Origin of the sequence: Brevibacillus parabrevis (assembly GCF_003710905.1) — a bacterium.
Lineage (GTDB): Bacteria > Bacillota > Bacilli > Brevibacillales > Brevibacillaceae > Brevibacillus > Brevibacillus parabrevis.
Map to the genome: position 1 here is coordinate 1 of NZ_RHHV01000013.1, position 21,649 is coordinate 21,649.

The 21,649-nt window shown below is 46.2% G+C and carries 14 protein-coding genes and 3 CRISPR repeat arrays; of the genes, 1 reads left to right on the plus strand and 13 read right to left on the minus strand.

Going from position 1 to position 21,649, the window contains the following annotated elements; genetic code table 11:
* Positions 1-15: 15 nt before the first annotated feature.
* Positions 16-645: direct repeats of the CRISPR family, unit length 37 nt; unit sequence GTTTCAGTCCCCTCGTTCCTCGGGTCCTCAATGTAAC.
* A gap of 345 nt (positions 646-990) precedes the next feature.
* The 10 genes from EDM60_RS19665 to cas1 form a co-directional block, all read right to left on the minus strand.
* Positions 991-1,500, minus strand: a complete 510-nt coding sequence (locus tag EDM60_RS19665; protein WP_141254171.1) for a type I-A CRISPR-associated protein Cas5 — start codon at positions 1,498-1,500, stop codon at positions 991-993.
* A gap of 184 nt (positions 1,501-1,684) precedes the next feature.
* Complete coding sequence (locus EDM60_RS19670; RefSeq protein WP_122965502.1) at positions 1,685-2,629, minus strand: DevR family CRISPR-associated autoregulator; 945 nt, start codon at positions 2,627-2,629, stop codon at positions 1,685-1,687.
* On the minus strand, positions 2,626-4,374 hold the full coding sequence (locus EDM60_RS19675; RefSeq protein WP_122965503.1) for a hypothetical protein: 1,749 nt from the start codon (positions 4,372-4,374) through the stop codon (positions 2,626-2,628). The genes EDM60_RS19670 and EDM60_RS19675 overlap by 4 nt, the downstream gene beginning before the upstream one ends.
* Entirely contained in the window at positions 4,358-6,808 is a 2,451-nt protein-coding gene (gene cas3, locus EDM60_RS19680; RefSeq protein ID WP_122965504.1) for a CRISPR-associated helicase Cas3', read from the minus strand. The genes EDM60_RS19675 and cas3 overlap by 17 nt, the downstream gene beginning before the upstream one ends.
* Positions 6,809-7,450: 642 nt before the next feature.
* Positions 7,451-8,422: a CRISPR system precrRNA processing endoribonuclease RAMP protein Cas6 gene (gene cas6 / locus EDM60_RS19685; protein WP_122965505.1), complete on the minus strand. Its 972-nt coding sequence runs from the start codon at positions 8,420-8,422 to the stop codon at positions 7,451-7,453.
* Between the two features lie 100 nt (positions 8,423-8,522).
* A complete protein-coding gene (locus tag EDM60_RS19690) occupies positions 8,523-11,807 on the minus strand; it encodes a UvrD-helicase domain-containing protein (protein ID WP_122965506.1) in 3,285 nt (1,094 codons plus the stop codon).
* On the minus strand, positions 11,795-14,551 hold the full coding sequence (locus EDM60_RS19695; protein WP_167470347.1) for a PD-(D/E)XK nuclease family protein: 2,757 nt from the start codon (positions 14,549-14,551) through the stop codon (positions 11,795-11,797). The genes EDM60_RS19690 and EDM60_RS19695 overlap by 13 nt, the downstream gene beginning before the upstream one ends.
* Positions 14,538-15,164 carry a CRISPR-associated protein Cas4 gene (gene cas4, locus EDM60_RS19700; RefSeq protein ID WP_122965508.1) on the minus strand — a complete coding sequence of 209 codons (627 nt, stop codon included), beginning with the start codon at positions 15,162-15,164 and terminating at the stop codon, positions 14,538-14,540. Before cas4 ends, EDM60_RS19695 begins: the two co-directional genes overlap by 14 nt.
* Complete coding sequence (cas2, locus tag EDM60_RS19705) at positions 15,142-15,396, minus strand: CRISPR-associated endonuclease Cas2 (protein ID WP_122965509.1); 255 nt, start codon at positions 15,394-15,396, stop codon at positions 15,142-15,144. Before cas2 ends, cas4 begins: the two co-directional genes overlap by 23 nt.
* 2 nt (positions 15,397-15,398) lie before the next feature.
* Complete coding sequence (gene cas1, locus EDM60_RS19710; RefSeq protein ID WP_208715229.1) at positions 15,399-16,409, minus strand: CRISPR-associated endonuclease Cas1; 1,011 nt, start codon at positions 16,407-16,409, stop codon at positions 15,399-15,401.
* A 540-nt stretch (positions 16,410-16,949) separates the two neighbouring features.
* Positions 16,950-17,502: direct repeats of the CRISPR family, unit length 37 nt.
* Positions 17,503-18,220: 718 nt separating this feature from the next.
* A CRISPR array of direct repeats spans positions 18,221-19,221; the repeat unit is 37 nt; unit sequence GTTTCAGTCCCCTAACTTCTCGGGTCTTCAATGTAAC.
* Between the two features lie 505 nt (positions 19,222-19,726).
* On the opposite strand from cas1, the gene EDM60_RS19715 reads away from it, so the two are divergent.
* Complete coding sequence (locus EDM60_RS19715; RefSeq protein ID WP_122965511.1) at positions 19,727-20,194, plus strand: hypothetical protein; 468 nt, start codon at positions 19,727-19,729, stop codon at positions 20,192-20,194.
* 98 nt (positions 20,195-20,292) lie between these two features.
* Here the strand turns inward: EDM60_RS19715 and EDM60_RS19720 are convergent, their stop codons facing one another.
* From EDM60_RS19720 to EDM60_RS19730, 3 genes are all read right to left on the minus strand, one after another.
* Positions 20,293-20,724 carry a hypothetical protein gene (locus tag EDM60_RS19720; RefSeq protein ID WP_122965512.1) on the minus strand — a complete coding sequence of 144 codons (432 nt, stop codon included), beginning with the start codon at positions 20,722-20,724 and terminating at the stop codon, positions 20,293-20,295.
* Positions 20,725-20,833: 109 nt separating this feature from the next.
* Positions 20,834-21,022 carry a helix-turn-helix domain-containing protein gene (locus EDM60_RS19725; protein ID WP_122965513.1) on the minus strand — a complete coding sequence of 63 codons (189 nt, stop codon included), beginning with the start codon at positions 21,020-21,022 and terminating at the stop codon, positions 20,834-20,836.
* Positions 21,023-21,026: 4 nt separating this feature from the next.
* Complete coding sequence (locus EDM60_RS19730; protein ID WP_122965514.1) at positions 21,027-21,554, minus strand: sigma-70 family RNA polymerase sigma factor; 528 nt, start codon at positions 21,552-21,554, stop codon at positions 21,027-21,029.
* Positions 21,555-21,649: the final 95 nt, after the last annotated feature.

Sequence of the window (21,649 nt, forward strand, 5' to 3'; positions counted from 1 at the left end):
TTGATAACAACGGGAGTTTCAGTCCCCTCGTTCCTCGGGTCCTCAATGTAACCCCCATTACGTTCAAAACGTGTCTAAGGGGCTTTTTAGGTTTCAGTCCCCTCGTTCCTCGGGTCCTCAATGTAACATTTCGATTTGTTTTTTTCTTTGTTTACGTGATGAAGTTTCAGTCCCCTCGTTCCTCGGGTCCTCAATGTAACGTGTTCTCAAGCGCGTTTTCCATAGCGCGTTCAAACCTGTTTCAGTCCCCTCGTTCCTCGGGTCCTCAATGTAACCAAGACCTGTTTTACGTCACTGATATTTTGGACGTTAGTTTCAGTCCCCTCGTTCCTCGGGTCCTCAATGTAACCTCCTGCGTCGCCTTGAGGTTCTCCTCCACCTTGCCCTGGTTTCAGTCCCCTCGTTCCTCGGGTCCTCAATGTAACGTTCCAGGCTTCGGTAATTCTGCTGGTGGTTTTACGGTTTCAGTCCCCTCGTTCCTCGGGTCCTCAATGTAACGCCGTTCGCACTGATTCCTGCTGCCATTTATGGGCTGTTTCAGTCCCCTCGTTCCTCGGGTCCTCAATGTAACCAGTAGAACATTTTTCGAGCATGCTGGCTTGAAACATGTTTCAGTCCCCTCGTTCCTCGGGTCCTCAATGTAACCGACCTCGATCGGCACAACTAAACTCAGTAATACCAAGGCTTTACACGCGTTCACAGCCCTAAGCATTCCTCACTTTTTTCGAGGATTGCATTTCTGCCAAAAAACACGCTCGATCCTCGAAAATCCCTTTTTTCGTCTGTATTGCTTTTCCGCTACCCCTAATACCTAGCCTTAGTATTCACTTTCTTCTGCATAACAATGTACTCTCATGTCAATAATAAATCATTTTCCCCATTTTTATAAGACCCTTCCATCTTTTCCTGACAACAACACCACAACCAATCTCTTCACCTAAAAGGGGAGGGGCAGCCTTCTGTCTTCTGCCCCTGCTCCAACCAAACCACTTAACTCTCTTCACGCGTATACCAAGTAAAATCCCTGCTTGCCCGCTTTTGGTGATACGGAATAAACACTGTTTTCATAACTCGGTCTCGTCCCATCTTTGCACTCGTACCATCAAAAGAACTGATGCTTTCAAAGGTTGCCTTGGGTCCCATGTCATCGAGGTATTGCATCACCACGCATTCACTGAATGCGGTTGGTTCTCCAAGCAAGGCACTGAAAGTTTGCCCCAATTTCTCGCATACTTCTTGACCCACCGCTTGCAGAAAGCTTCCTCGTTTCCCCAAATAATGCAAATGGAGCAGCAACTCCTTCAACAAAGACACTTGCTGTTCGGCAAGCTCCCTTGTTTGGATCGCGATGGCAAGCTCTCCCTCAAAGAAAACATACTCGCGAAACCCTACGGAAGAGATGAACGCAGGTCCTGCCTTTTTGTCTTTTGGCTCCGTTTGAATTTTGACGAAACTGTTATTCACAATGGCCTGTTTGGGTGGCTCAAACCGGATATCCAAATCGCGAATCCAGGAAAAGATTTCTCTCCCCTCGATTCCTTTGCGAAAAGCGGCATCAAGCAATGCCATTTTTACACTGTACATGGTTGGTACGAGATTCGTTTTTCCACCCGAGCTTGTCGAAGATGACGTCCTCAAGGAAAACAGAGCGTTGGGCGAGTACGTAGTCACAAGCCACATACATTTACCCTACCTGTTCGATCAAATCGACCATGATTTTTGTAAATTCAGCTTGAGACGAATACTCATAGGTGGTAATCGCCTCTGGGTACAGTCGGTTCAACTGTTCCTGTATGCTCAACAGTTCCTCGGAAAAGTTTTTCTTCAGAGGGCTGACCGTCGGGGCTGGCACAGTAGATGCAGAGACAGAGACAACACCTGTAAAGTTCAAAATGTGCGGAAATTGCGTATTTCTATGTGCACCAAGCGGCTTGATAAAAGTGAGCAAAACGCTTTCCAGCAACGCCTTTACTCTCTCCTTGCGCGCTTCGACCGGAATTTGATGCTCGCGCTCCACATCGTTAAACCCGACCCGGGATAGTTCCGCATTCATGACAACGGCATACTCGCCGGAGCTGGCTGGTCTGTAGAAAATGTTTTGTCCGAGATTGGCGCCAGATTCTCCCCCCGATCCCTGCCCACGATTCGGATCGAATTTTACATGAAAATAAGATTCGGTCCTTGTTTTGTCCGGGAGGCCGATCATCCAGCCAAACTCCACCGTAGATTTCCGTGGAGTAGAGCGCCCGCCCTGGGTAATCAATACGCCTTCGAGATCATCCACGGCGCAATGCTGGAGAACTTTTTTTACCGTTTCTCCGATGGCATTTTTGTCTCCAAGAGTTTGAATAAAGTCACTATCTGCGTTGATCCGGTTTGCATTAAACTTCTGGCAGCCTGCACATAACGGCAAGCCTTTTTCCACCGCAATCCCGTGCAAATGCTCGGCTTGCATGTGTTTCAACATATCGCCGGAAATCGCATTGACAACGGTTGGCTCTCCCTCTCCATCCACGATATGAACCATGCGTGTCTGAAGCTGATTGCCCTCGGCTCCCTCATTGTTCAAAGCATGCATATCGAGAGTCAGCAATCCCGAGATTGACAAAGACTGAAACGGTACGCTCATATTTCTTCCTCCTCACTTGTATATGCCAAGTCTACTTCTTGATCTTCTGTATCTGTATCTGCATCTGTTCCCTTGCCATCCTTGCACGAGGCAAAGGCGATCAACAGCATCGCCATCGCTTCCGTTTCCTTTTGACTCGGAAAACGGTCCATCAGTTCGGCAAACTCTTGTAAATCTTGCATAGAGACCCGTTTGCGCCGACGTCCTGGCGCTTCCCTTAACTGCTCCTCACGTCTCGCGTTTTCATAGTTGAATTGGGAAATAAAATCGCTAATGACCGTCAGCAGCTCCTCGCGAAATTTGGCTTTTCTTTTGATTTCCTGAAACAGCCCGTATTTGACTTCAAAAATTTGTCTGCCCTTCGCTTTTACATACTGCTCGCTGACCGTCGCTTGTCTGATCGCCTTGGCGATGTTTTGAAAGCCGGAGTTATTGATAATATCTACTACAGGCAGCCGAGGTTGGCTCAACGTAAACAACTCCTCCAAATGATTTTTCACAAAAGACCTCATCGGTTTTTTAGCTTCCCTGCGCTTCATGCTCCAGCAACCATAGCTGCCCAGAAATCGGAGAAACGACAGCCAATCATCGCCGGAAAGAAAATCGCGGTACAAATGGAGCAACTCGGCTTCTTCCGTCTTATCCTCATCCAGTAAAAACAACACGTCGCGATGCTCCTTGATGAGCGTTTCCCACCGTGCGATATCCGCTTCATCCCGCACTTTAAACCAATGCGGCAAGCCGATGCTCGCAATATTGGAAATGGGTTTGGCTGAACCTAATGATTTGAAATAAGCGGTCTGAACAGCGGAAAAGATATCCCTGGGCGTCTCGCCGACTTGCATCCGAAAACTCCAAAATGCATCTGTTGAAACATCTACTTTACTCACGAGGAACAAAACCAAGTCAAAAACAGCCAATATGTCTGCCTTCCGCGATGTGCGCACATAGCTGAACTTATGCTCTTCCAACTCGTTCAGATGACGGTAGCTCGCTTTTGCCGGAACCACCACGTTCATTTTGATGTCGTCACCAATCGAGTTTCCAGATAGGACAACATCTGAACCGATAAAACGCAACCATTCCTCAAACCAGTCGACAAACGAAGACGGCAACGGACCACGTGTTGCACCATCTGCTTTTAGGCGATTGATTCCTTTCCCTACGCTCGGATTAAACACTTGCACAGCAGCGACTTTAGGATTGAATTTAGTTGCAGCCTCACTGGTGAGTTGCCCATTTGCAAGAGCTTTCAATTTCGCAATTACCGCCTGTGCCAGCTCTTCCGGTTTCGCGTAGACAATCTCCTCCAGCAATTTGTTCCGGGCACTGATGCCTTGCAGCACATTGACTTTTTGGTAGACATAAAAACGGGGCGATACATTCGGAAGCTCCTCCCGCTCTTCCCCTCCCTTTTTCCGTTTGCGCTCCTCCCGGTAAGCATCTGCGATCGCCTTGTTCGCCACATAATCATAGGGAACGATACCATCAGGAGCATTTTCCCCAGGCTTTGTCACGATAAAAGAGTAGAGCGGCTCCCGTTGCAGGATGGAGACTCTTTCTGCATTCAGCTCGATCGGCTCTGCCAACTCGACACAAAATCGGCTGCTCTGCTCCGTAACGGTTACCAGCGAGCCATCTCCTCCTTGCAAGGCCCGAAGCATTTTCGTCAAACCGACAGCAGCAAGCGTGTCTGCATAGGTCCCTGTTCGCTTTCCCACGAAAAACTCACGATAACCAGTCATCTGTTTCCTCCTTCCCGTCATTCTTCCGGTTTTTTAGCTGTTGAGATGCCCGATCCGCGAGCCGCAATCTGCGTGATAAATACCAGTACATCGCCAGCACATCGTTGTTGCGCAGCCAACTCACAAGCTCGTCCATGCGATGCTGAATCGTTTGCGGCTTTAAAAACGGCTCATAAGGCAAATCTTGCAGACTTTTCAGCACATGCTCTCTGGCTCCCTTGCAAAAGACAATCGTGTCAGACTCCTTGCTGTAAGCGTTGTGATGGCGCATGATCGCAAGCAGGAGCGGAACCGCAACTTTCCTGTCAAATGTCTTTCCACACCATTCCTGCAAAGCAACCGCCCCTTCCACAGCATGATGTGGCGGCCTGTATTTCCCTATCCGATAAGCAGCCAGCTCTTCCGGATTCGTGGCATCAAAATCGGTGTGAGCGAGCAATTCCAGCTCTGCTTTTTGTTTGTACTCCGTCTGCCAGCGACGCATTTTTCGCTGGACTTCCACTCCCAGCTTCCCCACATCGTGCAAGGCTGTCACCAGATCAGCTATTTCCTCCACTTGGACTGGATTCATCCGAAACCTTTTGGAAAGAAAGTTCGTTGCCTGTAAATATTTCGCTCTCTCCTCTCTGTTGATTTTGCGAACGTCTTGTACGTGCTCCAAATACGTTTCTCTCTGGTAGCTAAAACGCTGGGAAGATACCTTTTGTTCATTCTCCGAAAATTCCGACACCCACTCCCCTGCTTCTTCGCAGTTCAACGGCTCTTTTTGAAGCTGCAATCCCACAACCGGATCGTACTTCGCGAGCTTGGGCGATAAAAGCACCGTCATATGAGCGAGGACTTCTTTGGGAGATCGAATCGGCTTCCATACCACACGCGCTGAAATATCCTGATCGTCTGGAAACTGGGGAACAAAAATCAGTTGGTTGTTTTCCCATTTTTCCGCTGTCCACTCCAAGCCGCTCAGAAAAAAGTAAAGCCCTCTGCGCCCGATGGAGACCATTTCCGGCTTCCGATGCAAATCCACCTCTTCAGGCGAGTGATGAATAATGATCGAAACATTATCGATGGCCCGGATCAGCTCGCCCATCTCTGCATCTCCGCGTATCAAAGCCCTGGTAACTTGATCTTCCCGCAAAAACAGATCATGCATGACCAACGCGATTCGTTTCTGGTCAATTGCGCCGTGCACCGTTTCGATCAGCTGCTTTTCCAATTCATGCGTGATGATTGTTCCCGGTTCAAGCTCCTTCAGCGCCCGCTCCGTTCCAAGCATGATTTGGTAATCGTCGTTTTCTTCCTTTTTACGCTGCGAGGAGACATATGGCAGAAAATGTTCTACGCCTCCTTCCCTTAGCGAGTACACCTCCACAGTCCCTTCCTGATTGGCAAAACGTGCACATCTCCCCACCCGCTGCAAAAGCGCATTGGCTGGACACAAATCTGTCAGCAAAAGTGTGGCAGAAATATCTAGCCCGGCTTCTACGACTTGGGTCGCGATCAGGATCGCTTCCTTTTCCGAATCCCGGGAAAAAGCTTGCGTCACCCAAGACTCCACCTCTTCCCGGTGTTTGGGGAACATGCGCGAATGCAATACGCGGACCTCGATTGACCGCCCCTGATTTTCCAGGATGTCCGCCAGCTCGAAGTACAAGCTCTGCGCCCGTTTGACTTCATTGACAATGACCAATGTTCGTCCGCCCTGGTGTCTGTCTGCAATATCCTGGCCGCTCATTCGCTTGTCGCGCCAGTACAGGCTGCGCTTTCTCGTGGACAGCTTGTTCAACTCTGCTGATTGCAATTCCACGCTCATGCCATCGAGATGTGTCACCAGTGCCGACACCACCGGCTCTGGAGAAGTAGCTGTCATCAGCAAAAAGCGCGTATACGGGTGCAGCCGTTTCATCATATCCAGGAATGTCGGCAGCGCTTCCGTGTAGGACAGCAAATGAAATTCATCAATGACCACATACGCACCGATCAAAGCTCCGGCAGGAATGTTGGCCGCTGCCTTTGACGTTCCGAAAGGCAAGCCGATGTAGGCGCTCAGCAATTGATCAATGGTCGTGAAAATGACATCGCCTTGGAACAGCGGATCGTTTGGTTGGTTGCCCATTTGGAGTGTTGTTTTAATATCCAAGACTGATTTGAGGTCGGGTCTTTCAAGTTTTTGCTTTGTTGATTCGTACAAGGAGGAAGCTAATGTGCGCAGTGGCAAGCAATAGATGACTCTGTCCGCAAATTCCAGTTTTTTCTTACGTGCATACAAAAAAGGGAACAGGGCTGCCCATGTCTTGCCTGCTCCGGTGGGGGCAGTTAGGACAAGATTGCGGCCTTCTAATAGGAGGTTTGCGACTTGTAGTTGGTATGGATGAGGTTCAACTGCCACCTCATCTGGTTTGGTTTTGAGAAGTTCGGAAAAAAAGTTTTTCATGAACTCACTCCTTTTGATTATGAAACAACGTTGTCCCCTTTTGTCGGGTCATACGTTTCAAACACTCTCAACATTGTTAAGAATAATAAATTTCAGTCCCCGTGTTTTATTTGGGTCATTTTCTATTTTTTAACGCATATATTCCAGAGAGGTGATCTCGCTCATCACCTCTCTGGGAAGCGTTATTTACGTTTCAATAACGTCTTCTTTGTCTTCTCTGGTCTGATCACGATTAGAACAAACCAAAAACGAAAATTAACCATTTTTTCGCCTCCTCATTCACAGACATACTCAATTCCTATGTGATGAGGAGATATTTTTAGAACAAAATTTTTACTAATTCACTCAAATTGTATTTAAGAATAAGGGATTGCGATTGTACTTCATCAATAAATTCAAAATTATATATTTGGTTATTTTAAATAAAAAATAGGTATGGTTAAAAATGGGATCCCAATTCAAAAGGCTGCTCTGCCTTTTGGATATATTATACATAAAATCCAATTTAACTAAAAGACGCTTGCCTCTTTTACTTCTGCAACATTCGTTTTTCTCCACTTTAAAAGGATTTTTACGTTCGTATCAATGTTCTTATTATATGCTGACTACATTACTGCAACCCTATCATGGTAAAATCCACATCTACCTTAATACTCTCACCCGCCCCAAATCAAACGCAGTATTCTTCCCAACATGGGTATGCTCGGCTGCCTTCAACCACGGTAGAAACTCCGCAATCTCCCCTTCATACACAGCCCATCCCACTACTCCGCCCATCTTCATCTTGACATCCTGTCTCACAGAATACCGATCATAATCAAGCCACTTTACCCGCTTTTCCACAAGTCTCACTCTCTCCGCACGCTCCACCAGTTCACGAATCGGCCACTCTGGCTGAACATCATGATGAAATTGCAGCAAACCTGTCATACGGCGTAAAAAAGTGCGAAACAACACAGAGAACTGCACATCAGTCGTATATTGGCCTTTCCACTTCAACCGCAAAGGCGTTTCAAAAAAAATCATCACTTTCTCCACGCCACCAGCTCCGTCTATCCGAGCACGCTCCCGCTCTATAATCTCTTTACCTGTCAGGACAACTGGTTGGTGCACAATCCCGCTCTCAAGATTCATGTACATGCTTCGATGCTTCCCGTTGTACTCGTCCCTGTTTTCCACATGAATGAGCCGAAACGGTTTTCTGCCTTTGCCGATCCCTTCCCGCCCCAGCTCTTTAAAAGCCGTCACGAACAAAGGAGCGTAATCAATCGCCTTGCCAAACAGCCGCAAATCGAACGTGAGCAAGTCGCCTGCTTCATAGTGCGTCTGCTTATCCTGCGGCACCTCGAACAAATATGGACGAGGGACTTGATCGTATTTCCCCATAAACCCGTCCTCTTGATCCGGTCTGGTTTCGAAAATGTACGGATAGGCGCAGTAAGATAAGGCTGTACAGGAGCTGCAAGCTTGCTCAGGATGCATACAGGACAAGCGTTTGAACACGTGACCAAAAGCTCCGCGAAAAGTCGACGCCTTCCAGGCCGGCAGCTCCAGCCCCTGCTCCCCTGCCTCCAAAGTAAAACGATATTGCGCAATTCTCAGTTCTTCAAACAACGGTTAGCCTCCTTGCCAGTCCCCTTGATCGGGTCTTATCTGGATAAATTCGGGATTGCTTCTAACTTTCCTCCATGCATCAACGGCAAAAAACGCCTCCTCACAAGGAAAAAAGGCGCTTCTCGCTTTCAGGGACAATGGCTGCTTTCGTCCAGATTTCGTGCATTTTTTCGAATAACACTCCTCTTGCTCGCAAATCGCAAGGGACTTCCATGTAACTGCCAGTAGCAGTCATGTACAGACCCGCACGGTCCACTCGCCACCCCAGCAACTGTTCTACCGCATGCGCATACAGTTGAAGCTGAGGTGTGTATGTTTCGACAATTCGTTTGGCCTGTGCCGCATTTTTGTACTTGTGCGTTTTGAAATCCACGATGGTAGCCTTGCCGTCTGGCCTTACCCATACCTTGTCCATGACTCCATTCAGCAACAAGGAGCCTTTGTCCTGATCGTCTCCGAACAATCGGATTGCAAACGGCATTTCACTGTGAAGAGTCTTCGCCCGACGACATTCCTTATGCAGTTCACTCTTCATGTAGGTCGCTACATCATTTTTCACGTGCTCCCAGGCGGTTTCATGCGCCTCCCGACTCGTCAGTCCTATCGAAGCCAGTGCCATTTTCAAAAGATGCTCGCAAGCATAATCCAGGTCATGGTCCCCTTGCAAATGCTCCAATATCCGATGCAAGACATGGCCCCATTCGTATGCCTGCAAACGGTTGCTTTCGTGACGCCAATAGGAGACAGACTCGTTCCTCTTCTGCTTTTTCTGTTCATCTGCCAACAGCTCGACCCATTCTGACACGCTCCATATTCGTTGCGAAAAGCGGTTTTTCCGTGCGGTTACATGCTTCTCACTTGTTGGAGAATCGAGCTTTTCCATCGCAGTGACTTTCTGCGTCGCACGCAAGAATGGCTCATGCGACATCCCCACCCTTACTTGCAAACTCCAGTCCGGTCTTCGTATCACCTGATCGCTTGCCCCTTTCCGCAACTCGGGAACAAGAAACGGGAGCCAATCAAACCAATTGGAGCACTCTTCAATGGAAGGCTTATCCGTAAAAGAGGCGGCAGCCCCAGAGAAAATCAGCTGTTCCTGCGCACGTGTCATGGCAACGTACAGCAATCTCTTTTGTTCGTCAATCACGGCTTTGCGCTCGTCTTCGCAAGCACGAATATAGCCGAGTGTAGGGAGCCACTCTTTGACGTCCTGATGATAATGCTGATTGGCCAAGCCCCAATCGCGACTGAAATGCAGCCTCCCGATTCCTTTTGTGTACCGATGGGAAAGGTCAGGGACAAACACAATCGGAAACTCTAACCCTTTCGCTGCATGAATGGTCATGATTTTGACTTTGCCGTGCGCATTCTCTTTTTGTTGGGTATCCTCCTTATCGTCCCCTTCACGAAGCCGCTGCCACCAGAGTAGCAAATCCGAGAGATGAAACTCCCCTCGCTTCTCCAGCTCATCTGCCAAAGTGATTACTGGGGCAAAATCCGGAAAGCCCAATTGCTCCGCCAGTCCTTCCTCATACAAGAGCATATGGAGCCAATCAGCCAGTCCTGCTACTTTATGAAGGCTTCTTGCTCTCAGCAATATTCTTTTTGCCTCCCGCAAACACTTTCGGTCTTCTGCTGAACAACTGATGTCTTCATTTTCCATGAAGTTCAAAAAGCCTTGCCTCAGTCCAGCTTGCTCTGCCACCCTCCACAAGCCATGCTCAGACAAGCCAACAAGCGGCCCGCGCAGAAAACCGAGCAATGCAATGTCATCCTCCACATTTTCCACCAAGCGAACCAGGTGATAAAGATCGTGGACAGCCTGTCGCTTCCAGTACCCATTTCCTGCATGCACGACATATGGGATCTCCAGTTCCTCCAAAGCTTGCTGATATTTGGCTAGATGAGTCCGCGTCTGTAACAGGATGGCAACATCTCCCCATAATGCAGGACCTAATTCATTGATACGCTGAGCCACTAACCGTGCTTCTGCTTCCCGAGGATCACAGTCCTCCTCCAATGCAGGGATCAATACTTCCACAACTGGTTGATTGGATGAACGGGACTCAGACAACCCTGAGACGATCTCACCGTCCCCGAACAATTGTCTGGTCATTTCTGCAAAAAACGCCACCAAGGAAGGAGCAGAACGAAAATTCTCCCGCATGGAAATGTACGCATCACTGTCTCCCAGCTGTTTGCGCATCTGTTCAAATCCGCTTACATCTGCCCCGCGAAATCGGTAAATGGATTGCCTTGCATCTCCGACCATGAACAAAGATGCTGTACTGTCGCTTCCTGCTTCAAGCTGCTCCAGAATCTGCTGTTGAATCGGGCTGGTATCCTGGTATTCATCAACCAAGACATGCGTATACATCATGCCATATTTTTCGCGCAGTTCTTTATGATCGTGAAGCAACATATACGCTTTTCTCTGCAAATCGGCAAAGTCGCACCAGCCATAAATTTCTTTCAGCATGCGATAAGCTTGATCTGTCCTCTCCATCCAGGCAAACAAGCTTTCACGGAAGCGTGCCGTTTGATCCGTCAAAAGCTCTCTCCAAAGCTGATCCTTTTTCCATACAGACAGTTTCCCAAAACAATCTTTGACTTCCTTAGAAACATTTCTTGTCACTTCACCGAACAAACTGTGCAGGCATTTTTCCGCCTGCAAGCACACCGTTTCCTCTTTTGACGCTCTTGAATGAGGGCGCTGCCAGCCTAATCGGGTATAGACCTGCCAGGCCGCCAAGATTTTTTCCATTCGTGCCAGCGTTCCTGATGCTTTAACTGCACTTCCCTCGGAAATGGTATGGAGTTGCCTCATGATCGTTTGTATTTCCTCCTGGCACTTTCTTACCTCATCGGCCAATCGCGCTTCTGTTTTTGCCTGAAGCGCATCCAGGCTATACGAAGTCTCCCGCCAATGTTCATAAAAAGCGAGAAACAAATCCAGTGCCGTTTTTGGGCCACATTGTTCCACCCAATGGATCAGCTCATCGGAATTGCCGCTGTATAATTCCCGTTCGATCGTTTCACGCAAAAATGAATGGGATGTAGACTCATCCAGCATGGCAAACGCCGGGTCTACATCTGCCAGCAGCGGGTTATCCCTGACAATCCTGCCGCAAAAGCGATGAAAAGTAAGGACCGTTACGTCTGTCTTTCCCAGCTTGCGATCTATTCGCTCTTTCATCTCGTTAGCCGCTTGATCTGAAAACGTCAGGGCCAGTATCCGTTCCGGCGCGATACCAATGTGGTCAATCAGGTGTTGTACGCGTGCAGTCAATACCCGCGTCTTTCCAGCCCCCGCGCCCGCCGAGACAAGAATCCGGGAACCTTTTGCTTCAACCGCCAGTCGCTGTGACTCCGTCAGCTTCTCCATGTCTTCCCTTCATCCCTTCGACAAACGCTTTGAAATGAACATTGTTTGCACTGCAAAATAGAACGCGGGCGCGGCAAGACATCTCCCGAAGCCATCGCTTCCCTCAACTGGAAAAGCTGCTCCACGATACTTGTTTTATAAGCTTCAAATTCCGCTTTCGATGAAAAGACCATGTGCCCACCGCTCCCCTGATCTTTTAAAACAGAAAATCTTCCCTCCACTGATTGAGCCTTTTCAGGATCAATGCTCTCAAAGGCAATCAAGTACAATGCCATTTGCAGATCAGAGCCGCACTCCATCTCCCGGCTGGTTGGACTTTTCGATAGCTTGTAATCAATAATTTTGAATCTATCGCAAGCAAGTTCAATCCTGTCAATAATCCCCGAAAGGCGCAATTCTTTTTGATTTTTGCGAATCAGCAAAGGTTCTCCTGTTGAACGGGGGTCCATTTTTTCCAAATGCACTCGTCCAAATCCCCACTCGGCAAGTTGAACGATTCCCTCTCTGCTTAACAGTTGATCGCCTTCTTTCAAAAGGAACGATTCCAATTCTTTTTTGAGGCTGCTGCACTGCCCTTCCCATTTTGGACCATGGAGACAATACTTTCGTTCATACCTTTGCAGTTCCTCGTCCAAATAAACAGCCGCCTGTTGGATAAGCTCATCGACAGCATTAAGCTGTTCCCCAACCAGCAGTCTAAGAACATGATGGATGATGCTCCCGATATCTGTTGGCAGCAATCTTTCATGACGTACTACTTCTTCTCTTACTGCTAACACACGACTGGCAAAGTAAGCAAATGGACATTTGGCGTAATCATCTATTCCTGTCACACTGATCGGTACACGCTCGTCAAAAAAACGTGGGGCGACCGTGCTTTTTGTTTTGAAACTGTTTTTCTTCGTAATCTTGTTGAATTTTGGCTTATCACTTTTGCCCTCGACGTACTGCCAATCTGCTTCTCCAAAACGTTCTTTCAAATAATCGGCTGGAACTGTCAGACGCCCACGCTCTCCTCGCAAAGGCATGGACAGGATGACCTCCCGTTGACCAGACATCACCGCTAGGTCATACAGCCGATCATTTTCTTGACGTTGCTCACTAGCGGAGGGTAGCTTCACATTCGTGATTGATCGGTCCTGCTCAACTAATTGCCAAATCCAGTGTGGAGTATATGACTGTGGCCAAATGCCATCAGCCAACCCGGCAATATATGTACAAGCAAATTTTGCCCCAGAGATTTGATCCGCCAGAAGGACATGAACTCCTTCCCCCTTCGTATCACAAGGCAGCTGATGAAAGGCCATTCGTTGACGCAGCCATTTCATCACTCGTTCCAGACTGATCAATCTTCCCTGTTCCTCACCGGGAACACTCAGGGCAATTTCCCGACGTGTTCGGAAAATACTCCGAATTGTTTCGTACTCCATACTCTGGATGGCGCTTCGTTTTCCTTTTCTCATCCACTTTTCGTCTTGATCGATCCGCTCTAACATGCTAGTGAGATGATTCTCCCACGTTTCATCATCTGCTAAAGCTCGAAGACGCCGTCTTAACCAGAAAAGAAATTTGACCCACTTTTGAGCATAGCTTTCAGACGCTTGAACAAGCTGGCTCTCTCCGGCTTCTGTCAAATAGTGATTGCGGAGCCGACTTCGTGCTGCTTGCCCCTTGAACAAAGCAAGCCATCGGGAAAACTCCGCAGCAACGCCCGATTCTTTGATGACAGCCCGTCCCCAGGCGACTTCTGCATCCGACATGCCTGCCATCTTGGAACATAAACTGGTACAAATCAGCAGGTGCGTGCGTTTCCAGTCGGTTCTCTTCAGCTCCATTACTGCCAAAAGCCGCTTCGTCACTGACAAATTCAACAAAGAGCTGCTTCCCGCTTCTTTTACCTGCACACCTTTCGCTCGCAGTTCGCGCTTCGCCACTGTAAGGTAACCATCATTTGGGCAAACAACAGCGATTTCCTCTGCCAAAAAGCCTTCGTTAAGCTGCTGAATAATATCTTCGCTTATTTTTTGCATTTCATCATAGACATTCATTCCCACTAAACACCTAAAAGACTTGCTCGTGTTGCTTGCTATATGTGGTGAGGTGAAAATGACTTCCGCGGGCAGTCTGGAGATGGATTCCAACATGCCTGCAATTTCAGGCAACTCGGGAAAATCCCCTTCTACAATGACAAGCTCCGTCGACAAATCAGCTACTGTATATGGCTCTTTCAAGTATTCACTTGCCATGTCCATCAGTTGTCCGGCTTCCTTGTAAGACACGGAACGATTTTCCACGAGTGTAACGTAAGCTTCATAGACAAGACCGAGTTCTGCCAGAACAGGCAGGGCGACGCTTCTCAAGATAGAGCGCCAGTTCTCTTGGGGACGTTTTTCCAAATCCTCCATCCACAAGGCAACAGACTTAACCATTCCTGCATGACGCAAGCTATTCTTTAGCAGAGGAATTTTCCCCTCTTCTTCAAGCCGCAGCATGACTGTCTCTACCAGATCCTCCCGCATTGGCTGGTCGATTCGAACGTACGAATGCCCATTTTGTTGCATAATACGATCCACCAGCTGATGCAGCGTCAGCCACTGGATTCCGATATACCCGCCTGTCGCCTGTAGCAGTTCTTGTTTTCTTTGCTGGATGAATACAGAGTGGCTTCCGATAAAAACGACGCTTTTCCGTTCCCGCACAGCTTTTTCCAGTACAGCAATGCTATTTTGCTCAGTAAATGTCATTGCAATATCTCCGGTACTCACAATCATGACAGCGTGCCCGCGAGGTTGGTTCGGGGAACGCCTCACTCTCCAGCATGCGGCGAATGACGGTCAGGCTGTCCTGGACATGTTTGCGCATAGCATCATTTATTTTCACAGGATGTACCGTTTTCGTAGGAATTTGATAAATAATCGCTTCCTGAACAGGGACTTGAAAATGCTCCTCCAGCAACATGGCATACGCGGTTGCCTGATACTTGGCATTTGTAAAAATACGATTTTCCGTGTATTTAAATTCCACAGGAATATAGTGGGTCATCCCTTTTTTCTGATAAGCAATCGTCAAATCGAGCTTGCCATACAAGCCGAGAGATTCACTCTTCAATTGCAGGTGAAACAATCGCTCTCCTTCTGTCAGCCCATACGAGCGATACCCTCTTCGCTTTTCGAGACGATCCAACTCAATGTGCTCGGCTACACCGTGATTCATTTTGTAGGACACTGGTCGGGGAACTGGCATCACATAAAAATAATAAGGAATGCGCGCGCAATACAAGTGTTGCTTCAAATCAGTGACATTCAACTCCAACCCGTCATGGGAAGTGCGGCTCTCAGAGAAAGTGGACGTTTTCAATTTCTTTCACCTGCTTTATATCTTTTTCGCACATCGGGTACATCTGAATGTTTCCCACGTCTACGCCAAGAATCTTTTTCAAAAGTAAAAACAATTCTTGCATCCGGTTGAGCGAAAGCTCCCCCTTGAAAGCACTGTACTGCACGCGGTATAAGCCATAGTCTTTGCAGGCATTGGCTACTCTGTTCCGGACTTTATCATCTTGCACGTCGTAGATCACAAGTAGATGCATCGCTACCAACTCCAGACAAACGGCCTGTACTCTCGCTCGCCTCTGAAATAAGTAGCCAGATGGTAAGCTTGCCTCTGAATGATCGTCTTTAGTTGATATTTCTTCCCTTCATACCTGTCCTTGCTCTCCAAACGCTCCCGAATTTCTTGCGCAATTACCCGTCGGCTTTCCACATGCAGAGCCTCTTCCTCCATTTTGGGCGCAAATCCTTTGGTAAACATGGAGAGCACCGTTCTATCAACGACGGGTTGGCGAAATTCCTCCATAAAGTCAAGAACAAAGGAAGGTCTGCCAGACCGATCAACATGAAGAAAACCTGCACACTCCTCCAGTCCTGCCAAGAGAACGGCCTTCGAGATTTCGTTTTTCAAACAACCATATCCATAGTTCAAGGCAAGATTCACGGGATCACTCGCTCCCCGATGTTCCCTCCCCTGAAAGCCAAGATCAGGATGTACTAAGCACTTCACAACTTCCCAATAAGCAAATGCAGCACGTCCCTCTACGGACATTAGCGTTCCGCGAACCTCATCAACACTTGCTCCCTTTATTTCCTCCAATTCATCCAGCTTGTGCTCCAAATTGGAGATGGCTGTTTGAAACATCGCTTGCAAATTCTCATTTTTGTCTCTCCGATTTTTCGCCCAATATTTAACGAGACTGGCTTGAGCCCGTATTTTTGCCCGAACAAAATGCTTGCTGACTTTCACACCACGCTCATCATTGTACGCCTGTATTTGTGCCCTTCTTGTAGCCACCGTCGCTTGCAAGAAAGGAGAGACTACTTTGGCAAAAGGTTCCCCTCTGTTGGACAAAAAATGTATATGTATACCGTTTTCAATGCACTTTTCAACCACATCCGACGAAATCGAAACACCTTTGGAAGAGATCACAACATCATCCACTTGAAAAAAGGGAATCTCCTGCACAACTTTCTTTTCCCTGTCCCGAATCACTAGCCGTTCACTGGTCTTACGCAAGGCGTATCCGTATTCATCAATTACTACCTGCACAAACATCCACCCCCATTTAGCATTTAGTAGGATAGATTCAGTCTCGTCCGAAAATTGATGGAGTAAACGGCATCTGAGAAAAACAAAAACTCTCTGCATGAGTAAAGGCAGAGAGTTTAATGTTGGGAGAGTGCTGATAGTTATGAGATGCTGATTTTTTGAGAAGCGATTCATGCATATCGGTTTATACAGATTGCTCAGGTATTGGGGAAGGCGCGATCAAAAGATAAGGGAGTGGTTTTACGGTTTATTGGCGTGCAATTTAGACAATTCCCTCGTTGATCAGCGTAAAGGTCGGGCAAAAACTAAATGTACTTGAGGCAACCGCTCGACTTCGAGTCGGGGTCTCTAGGGTTTCGGGTTTTTCATGCAATCGGAAAAAAGAACTGGTTGGACATATGATCGAGCAGTGCTTCAGTCTCCTCGGCACTTGGCACTCGGCTGCTGCTACGCTTATCAGTCTATCGGTTTTAGTTTTCTTGTTTTTTGGGTCTGTAATGTAACGATACTGCCCACTGCTGCGGCGGATCGAGGAACACGGTTTCAGTCCCCTTGCTTTTCGGGTCTGTAATGTAACCAGTAAATCTAAAATATTTGATAATAAACGATTCAAGTTTCAGTCCCCTTGCTTTTCGGGTCTGTAATGTAACTTCTTACTCGCCATAGTAGCCGAATACCTCCCTAGCTGTTTCAGTCCCCTTGCTTTTCGGGTCTGTAATGTAACAGAACTCCAGTGTTCCCTAGAGTCCTCATCCTCACCGGTTTCAGTCCCCTTGCTTTTCGGGTCTGTAATGTAACCCGTGTACACCGCGCTGAGTTGGACCTCAACTACATGTTTCAGTCCCCTTGCTTTTCGGGTCTGTAATGTAACAATTCCGGCGCGGAGTTTCATCGGTGTCGGCAAGAAAAGTTTCAGTCCCCTTGCTTTTCGGGTCTGTAATGTAACGAGACAGTTCCCCAGTTTGCAGTTGCAATCGGAAAGGTTTCAGTCCCCTTGCTTTTCGGGTCTGTAATGTAACGGCATTTCTCTGATATTGTTAAACTAACCACAGGGGGTTTCAGTCCCCTTGCTTTTCGGGTCTGTAATGTAACCGACCTCGGTTAACGCAAACGAATCAACTTCTACCAAGGGTTGTCTTAATCTCAACACTAACAAGAGATCGTTCTTTTTTCGAGGATTGATTTCCTGTTAAAAAATCCAGCCTATCCTCGAAAGTCTACATTTGAGTACCCCATATCGTCTATTTTCCCCCGCCAGAGGATAACCATTCTCTCTCCTGTCTATAATAAAACATTGCTCTACTTTCAGCTATAGGTTTATGAGGTTCGCTAAGTCGAATTGTCGTCTGTCCAGTAGTAAACGATAGTTTAGTTTGTAAAGTAACTCTGGAGCAAAGCCAGTTACAGTTTCTCTATATTACCTTTAGATACAAGATACATTCGCATTTCCCTAATATTGCTTCTCCACGATGGCGGGATTACCCTCTTTCCAATTTTCGAAATGATTTATACATAAAAAATCAGCTCACAAAACCTTCGGACAAGTACAACGTGAAGCTTGTATCCAAAACCGAAATTCCACGCCGTTTAGAAGCAATTCGTTATTTTGTTTATCTGATGAAAGATCAAAAAATTTAAAATTCTAGAGATGCTCAGTATCTTTCGTTCCATGAAGTCAGCTCATTGTAATGGATACCTGTTTCCCCTCGAACTGATTTGATATTCCCTTCTTTGCAATCCATCTATCTCCTGTTCTTCGGAGCTTGGATCTAACTTGAAACCGTCATCGTAGCGGGTTTGATGATCGCGCTGTTTCAGTCCCCTAGCTTCTCGGGTCTTCAATGTAACGCGCAACCAGGAACTGATCAAAGCAATGCAGGCAAAGGTTTCAGTCCCCTAACTTCTCGGATCTTCAATGTAACGATGAGTAAAGGCATCGATTGCATGATTAAAACAAAGTTTCAGTCCCCTAACTTCTCGGGTCTTCAATGTAACTACCCAAGGCCACGCACCTTGCCATTCTAATGTCTCCGGTTTCAGTCCCCTAACTTCTCGGGTCTTCAATGTAACGAGGAAATGCGGTATTTGTGTGTAAGGACGAGCTGTTTCAGTCCCCTAACTTCTCGGGTCTTCAATGTAACAGTGGTAATTACCATAAACGATTCCAAAGAGTTACCCTGGTTTCAGTCCCCTAACTTCTCGGGTCTTCAATGTAACAAAGTTCCAGCTCCACCAAAAGTGGAGAAAGAAGTGAGTTTCAGTCCCCTAACTTCTCGGGTCTTCAATGTAACTGTCAAAGTCAACTTCTCCACTCATATTCACTTCTACGTTTCAGTCCCCTAACTTCTCGGGTCTTCAATGTAACCTAGATTAGATATTCTCTCCTTTCCTATTGACAACCAGCGTTTCAGTCCCCTAACTTCTCGGGTCTTCAATGTAACGACGAAATCGACTTCTCTTCGCTCCGCTCGATCTTCGAGTTTCAGTCCCCTAACTTCTCGGGTCTTCAATGTAACGGCGTTTCGATCAGCGACTTGCTGAAAGCGGCCCCTGGTTTCAGTCCCCTAACTTCTCGGGTCTTCAATGTAACTAATTATCGTCGTTTGATTGATGCAGGCTTTACACCAAGTTTCAGTCCCCTAACTTCTCGGGTCTTCAATGTAACACAACGGCAATTTACGATTTGTTTGGCGCTTCCTGAGTTTCAGTCCCCTAACTTCTCGGGTCTTCAATGTAACCTTCTTTATTTTCTTTTAACGGTTCGTCGTTCACGCCGTTTCAGTCCCCTAACTTCTCGGGTCTTCAATGTAACCGACTTTGACTAACATGCTTAACCCCAGTCACGACAAGGCTTTCCTCCTACTCAATGCCAACAAGAAGTTGCTCTTTTTTCGAGGATTCATTTTCTGTCAAAAATCGCAGCCTATCCTCGAAAATCAGCTTATTCTCATCTTGTTTATTTTTCCCCGCCAAAGAGTAAGCATTCGCTCTCATGCCTATAATAAAACATTATCCTCCATCTCATCTACCCATTTCTTTGTACGGTCTGGACCAACAAGACTTTTTCATTCACTAACATAAAATTACTCAAACATCTAATATTATCCAACCCTTTCCATAGATCAATTCGATTTATTGTTCAAGTTTTGCCTCTTACATTTGGAGCAAGCCCTTTTGTTGATTTTAGGAAGAAAGTGGTATTTGCAAAACAACTGTAAAATGATACCATTAAGTGGTACTGCAATTAATTTCATTCATTTCCCCCTAAAAAAACCCTGGATTTTCTACGGAGATGCTCTATAAAGGAGATGTAAGCCGTGAAAAAAATTTATATCATTATTTTCTCTCTTCTAGCCATTTTTGCGCTCAGTAACCTCATTTATTTTCCTGGCTTCAAAGTCTGGGCATTTGATGACCTCACCTTATTTGATAAGCAAAAGATAACCTCGCTGACCATTACTAATAATGAAGATAAGGAAAAAGTAGAAATTTCTGACCCAGCGGAAATTCAAAAAGTGCTCAGCGATTTTTCAAAAATGGAGCTACGCAAAATGAAAAGTGAATCTGATGCAAATGATGCTGATACGAACCGTGTAAAAGAAACGAATCATACGTATACCATTGATGTGAAAGAAAACAACAAGGATGTAGGTACAATATATCTCGCTGATACTCGTTACATGAAGTTTTACAGTAAATCTTCAGACGAAATCCCTGTTTATAAAATTGAAAACAATCCTGACTTAGCAATCCACGAAGTGTTCAACTCAGCAAAAAATAAATAATTTGTCACCATACAACTGTTGTTTCTGCAAAAACAGATCGCGTGCAAAGAAAAAAGGAGATATTCGGCTAGCGAACCGAACATCTCCTTTCGTATTCATTACAGGTCTTCCCAACGATCGCCAAGCACTCGAAGAGCTTCTCCCTTACCTGTTATCAGTCGCATGTTTTTATAGTCCATAAAAGGATACTCGATCTTGACCTTGCTGTATCCATTTCGTTTCATGAAACGACGAGTATCATGCATATCTTTGATCGCTTTACGAATATTTCTCTCCAAATCACTTCGCAAATCAGTAGATAAGGATGTAACCAAGCCAATAACCCCTACCACGATGCCCCCGATTCGAGAAAGCTTAAACACAAGCCCTGCCAAAGCAGCGGTAATCGAAATGGTTGCCTCCAATTTGTTATCATCCATTTCAATAATGCCATACTCAAGAATATCCTCCATAGCTTTCGCAAGTTCATCCAGCTCATCTGTTGAAACAATAATTGTATCCGCATATTGTTTTAGTTGTGTACGTGCCATCTTTATCTTCCTCCAAAATTTATTCCAAGTAACTTCCCGCGCGGTTATTAACTTGTTACTAATAAAAGAGAATCTAAAATGAAAAATACAACCTGATTCCGAAAAAAAATTATGCTCTGTTATACGATTTGACTGCTTTAATCAAACGGAAAACAATTTCTTGTCGCATGTCTTCGCGAACAGATGCGTTTGTGAAGCGTAATGATTTGCGAATCTTTGGCTCAAATCTATCTATGATCTCCTGCATTGCAATATTGTCATTGTTTTGTACTCGTTTTACCAGCGTTAACAGACTCATGTATTTAGCTCCTCTCCAGTTGTTTTCTTAGCTTCAATAGTGCTCGTTTCTTTGTTTTGGAAATAGCTTGCTGAGACACTCCAAAAAGACACGCAACTTCCGATTCTTTGATATTCTCAAGAAAAAGAAGGTTAAGTATCGTTTGTTCCTTTTCAGTGAGCTTATGGATAGCATCAAGCAACCTCTTATCCGTTAATACTTCTTTCCAGCACTGTTTTTCCTCTACGATAAGTTCATTTGTGGTGTAAGTTAACCCGTCGACCAACTTTTCAAAATCGTCTACTGGATGATATATCCCGTCTTGTTTCCTCTTGTGCAAAGAAAGCTCGATGGCTGTATAGTGAATGATTGATGAAATATACTTGATCAATCGAATCTCCTTAAGAAATTCTTCAAATCTCCTTTTTAATTCTTCCGTGCATTGTGTATCTTCTGGATAAGTACACAGACATTGGTATAGTTGTTGATTATCTGCCTGAACTAAAAATGCCTTCATCAGCTTTTGGTTCGCTATGTCAGTAAGTTCGCTCATACACTTTCACCCTCATCAAACAAGATACGTTCATTTTTTCAAAAAAATAAACGTACCAGCTTAACACTGGCACGTCTCGAATCACTCACTAATAT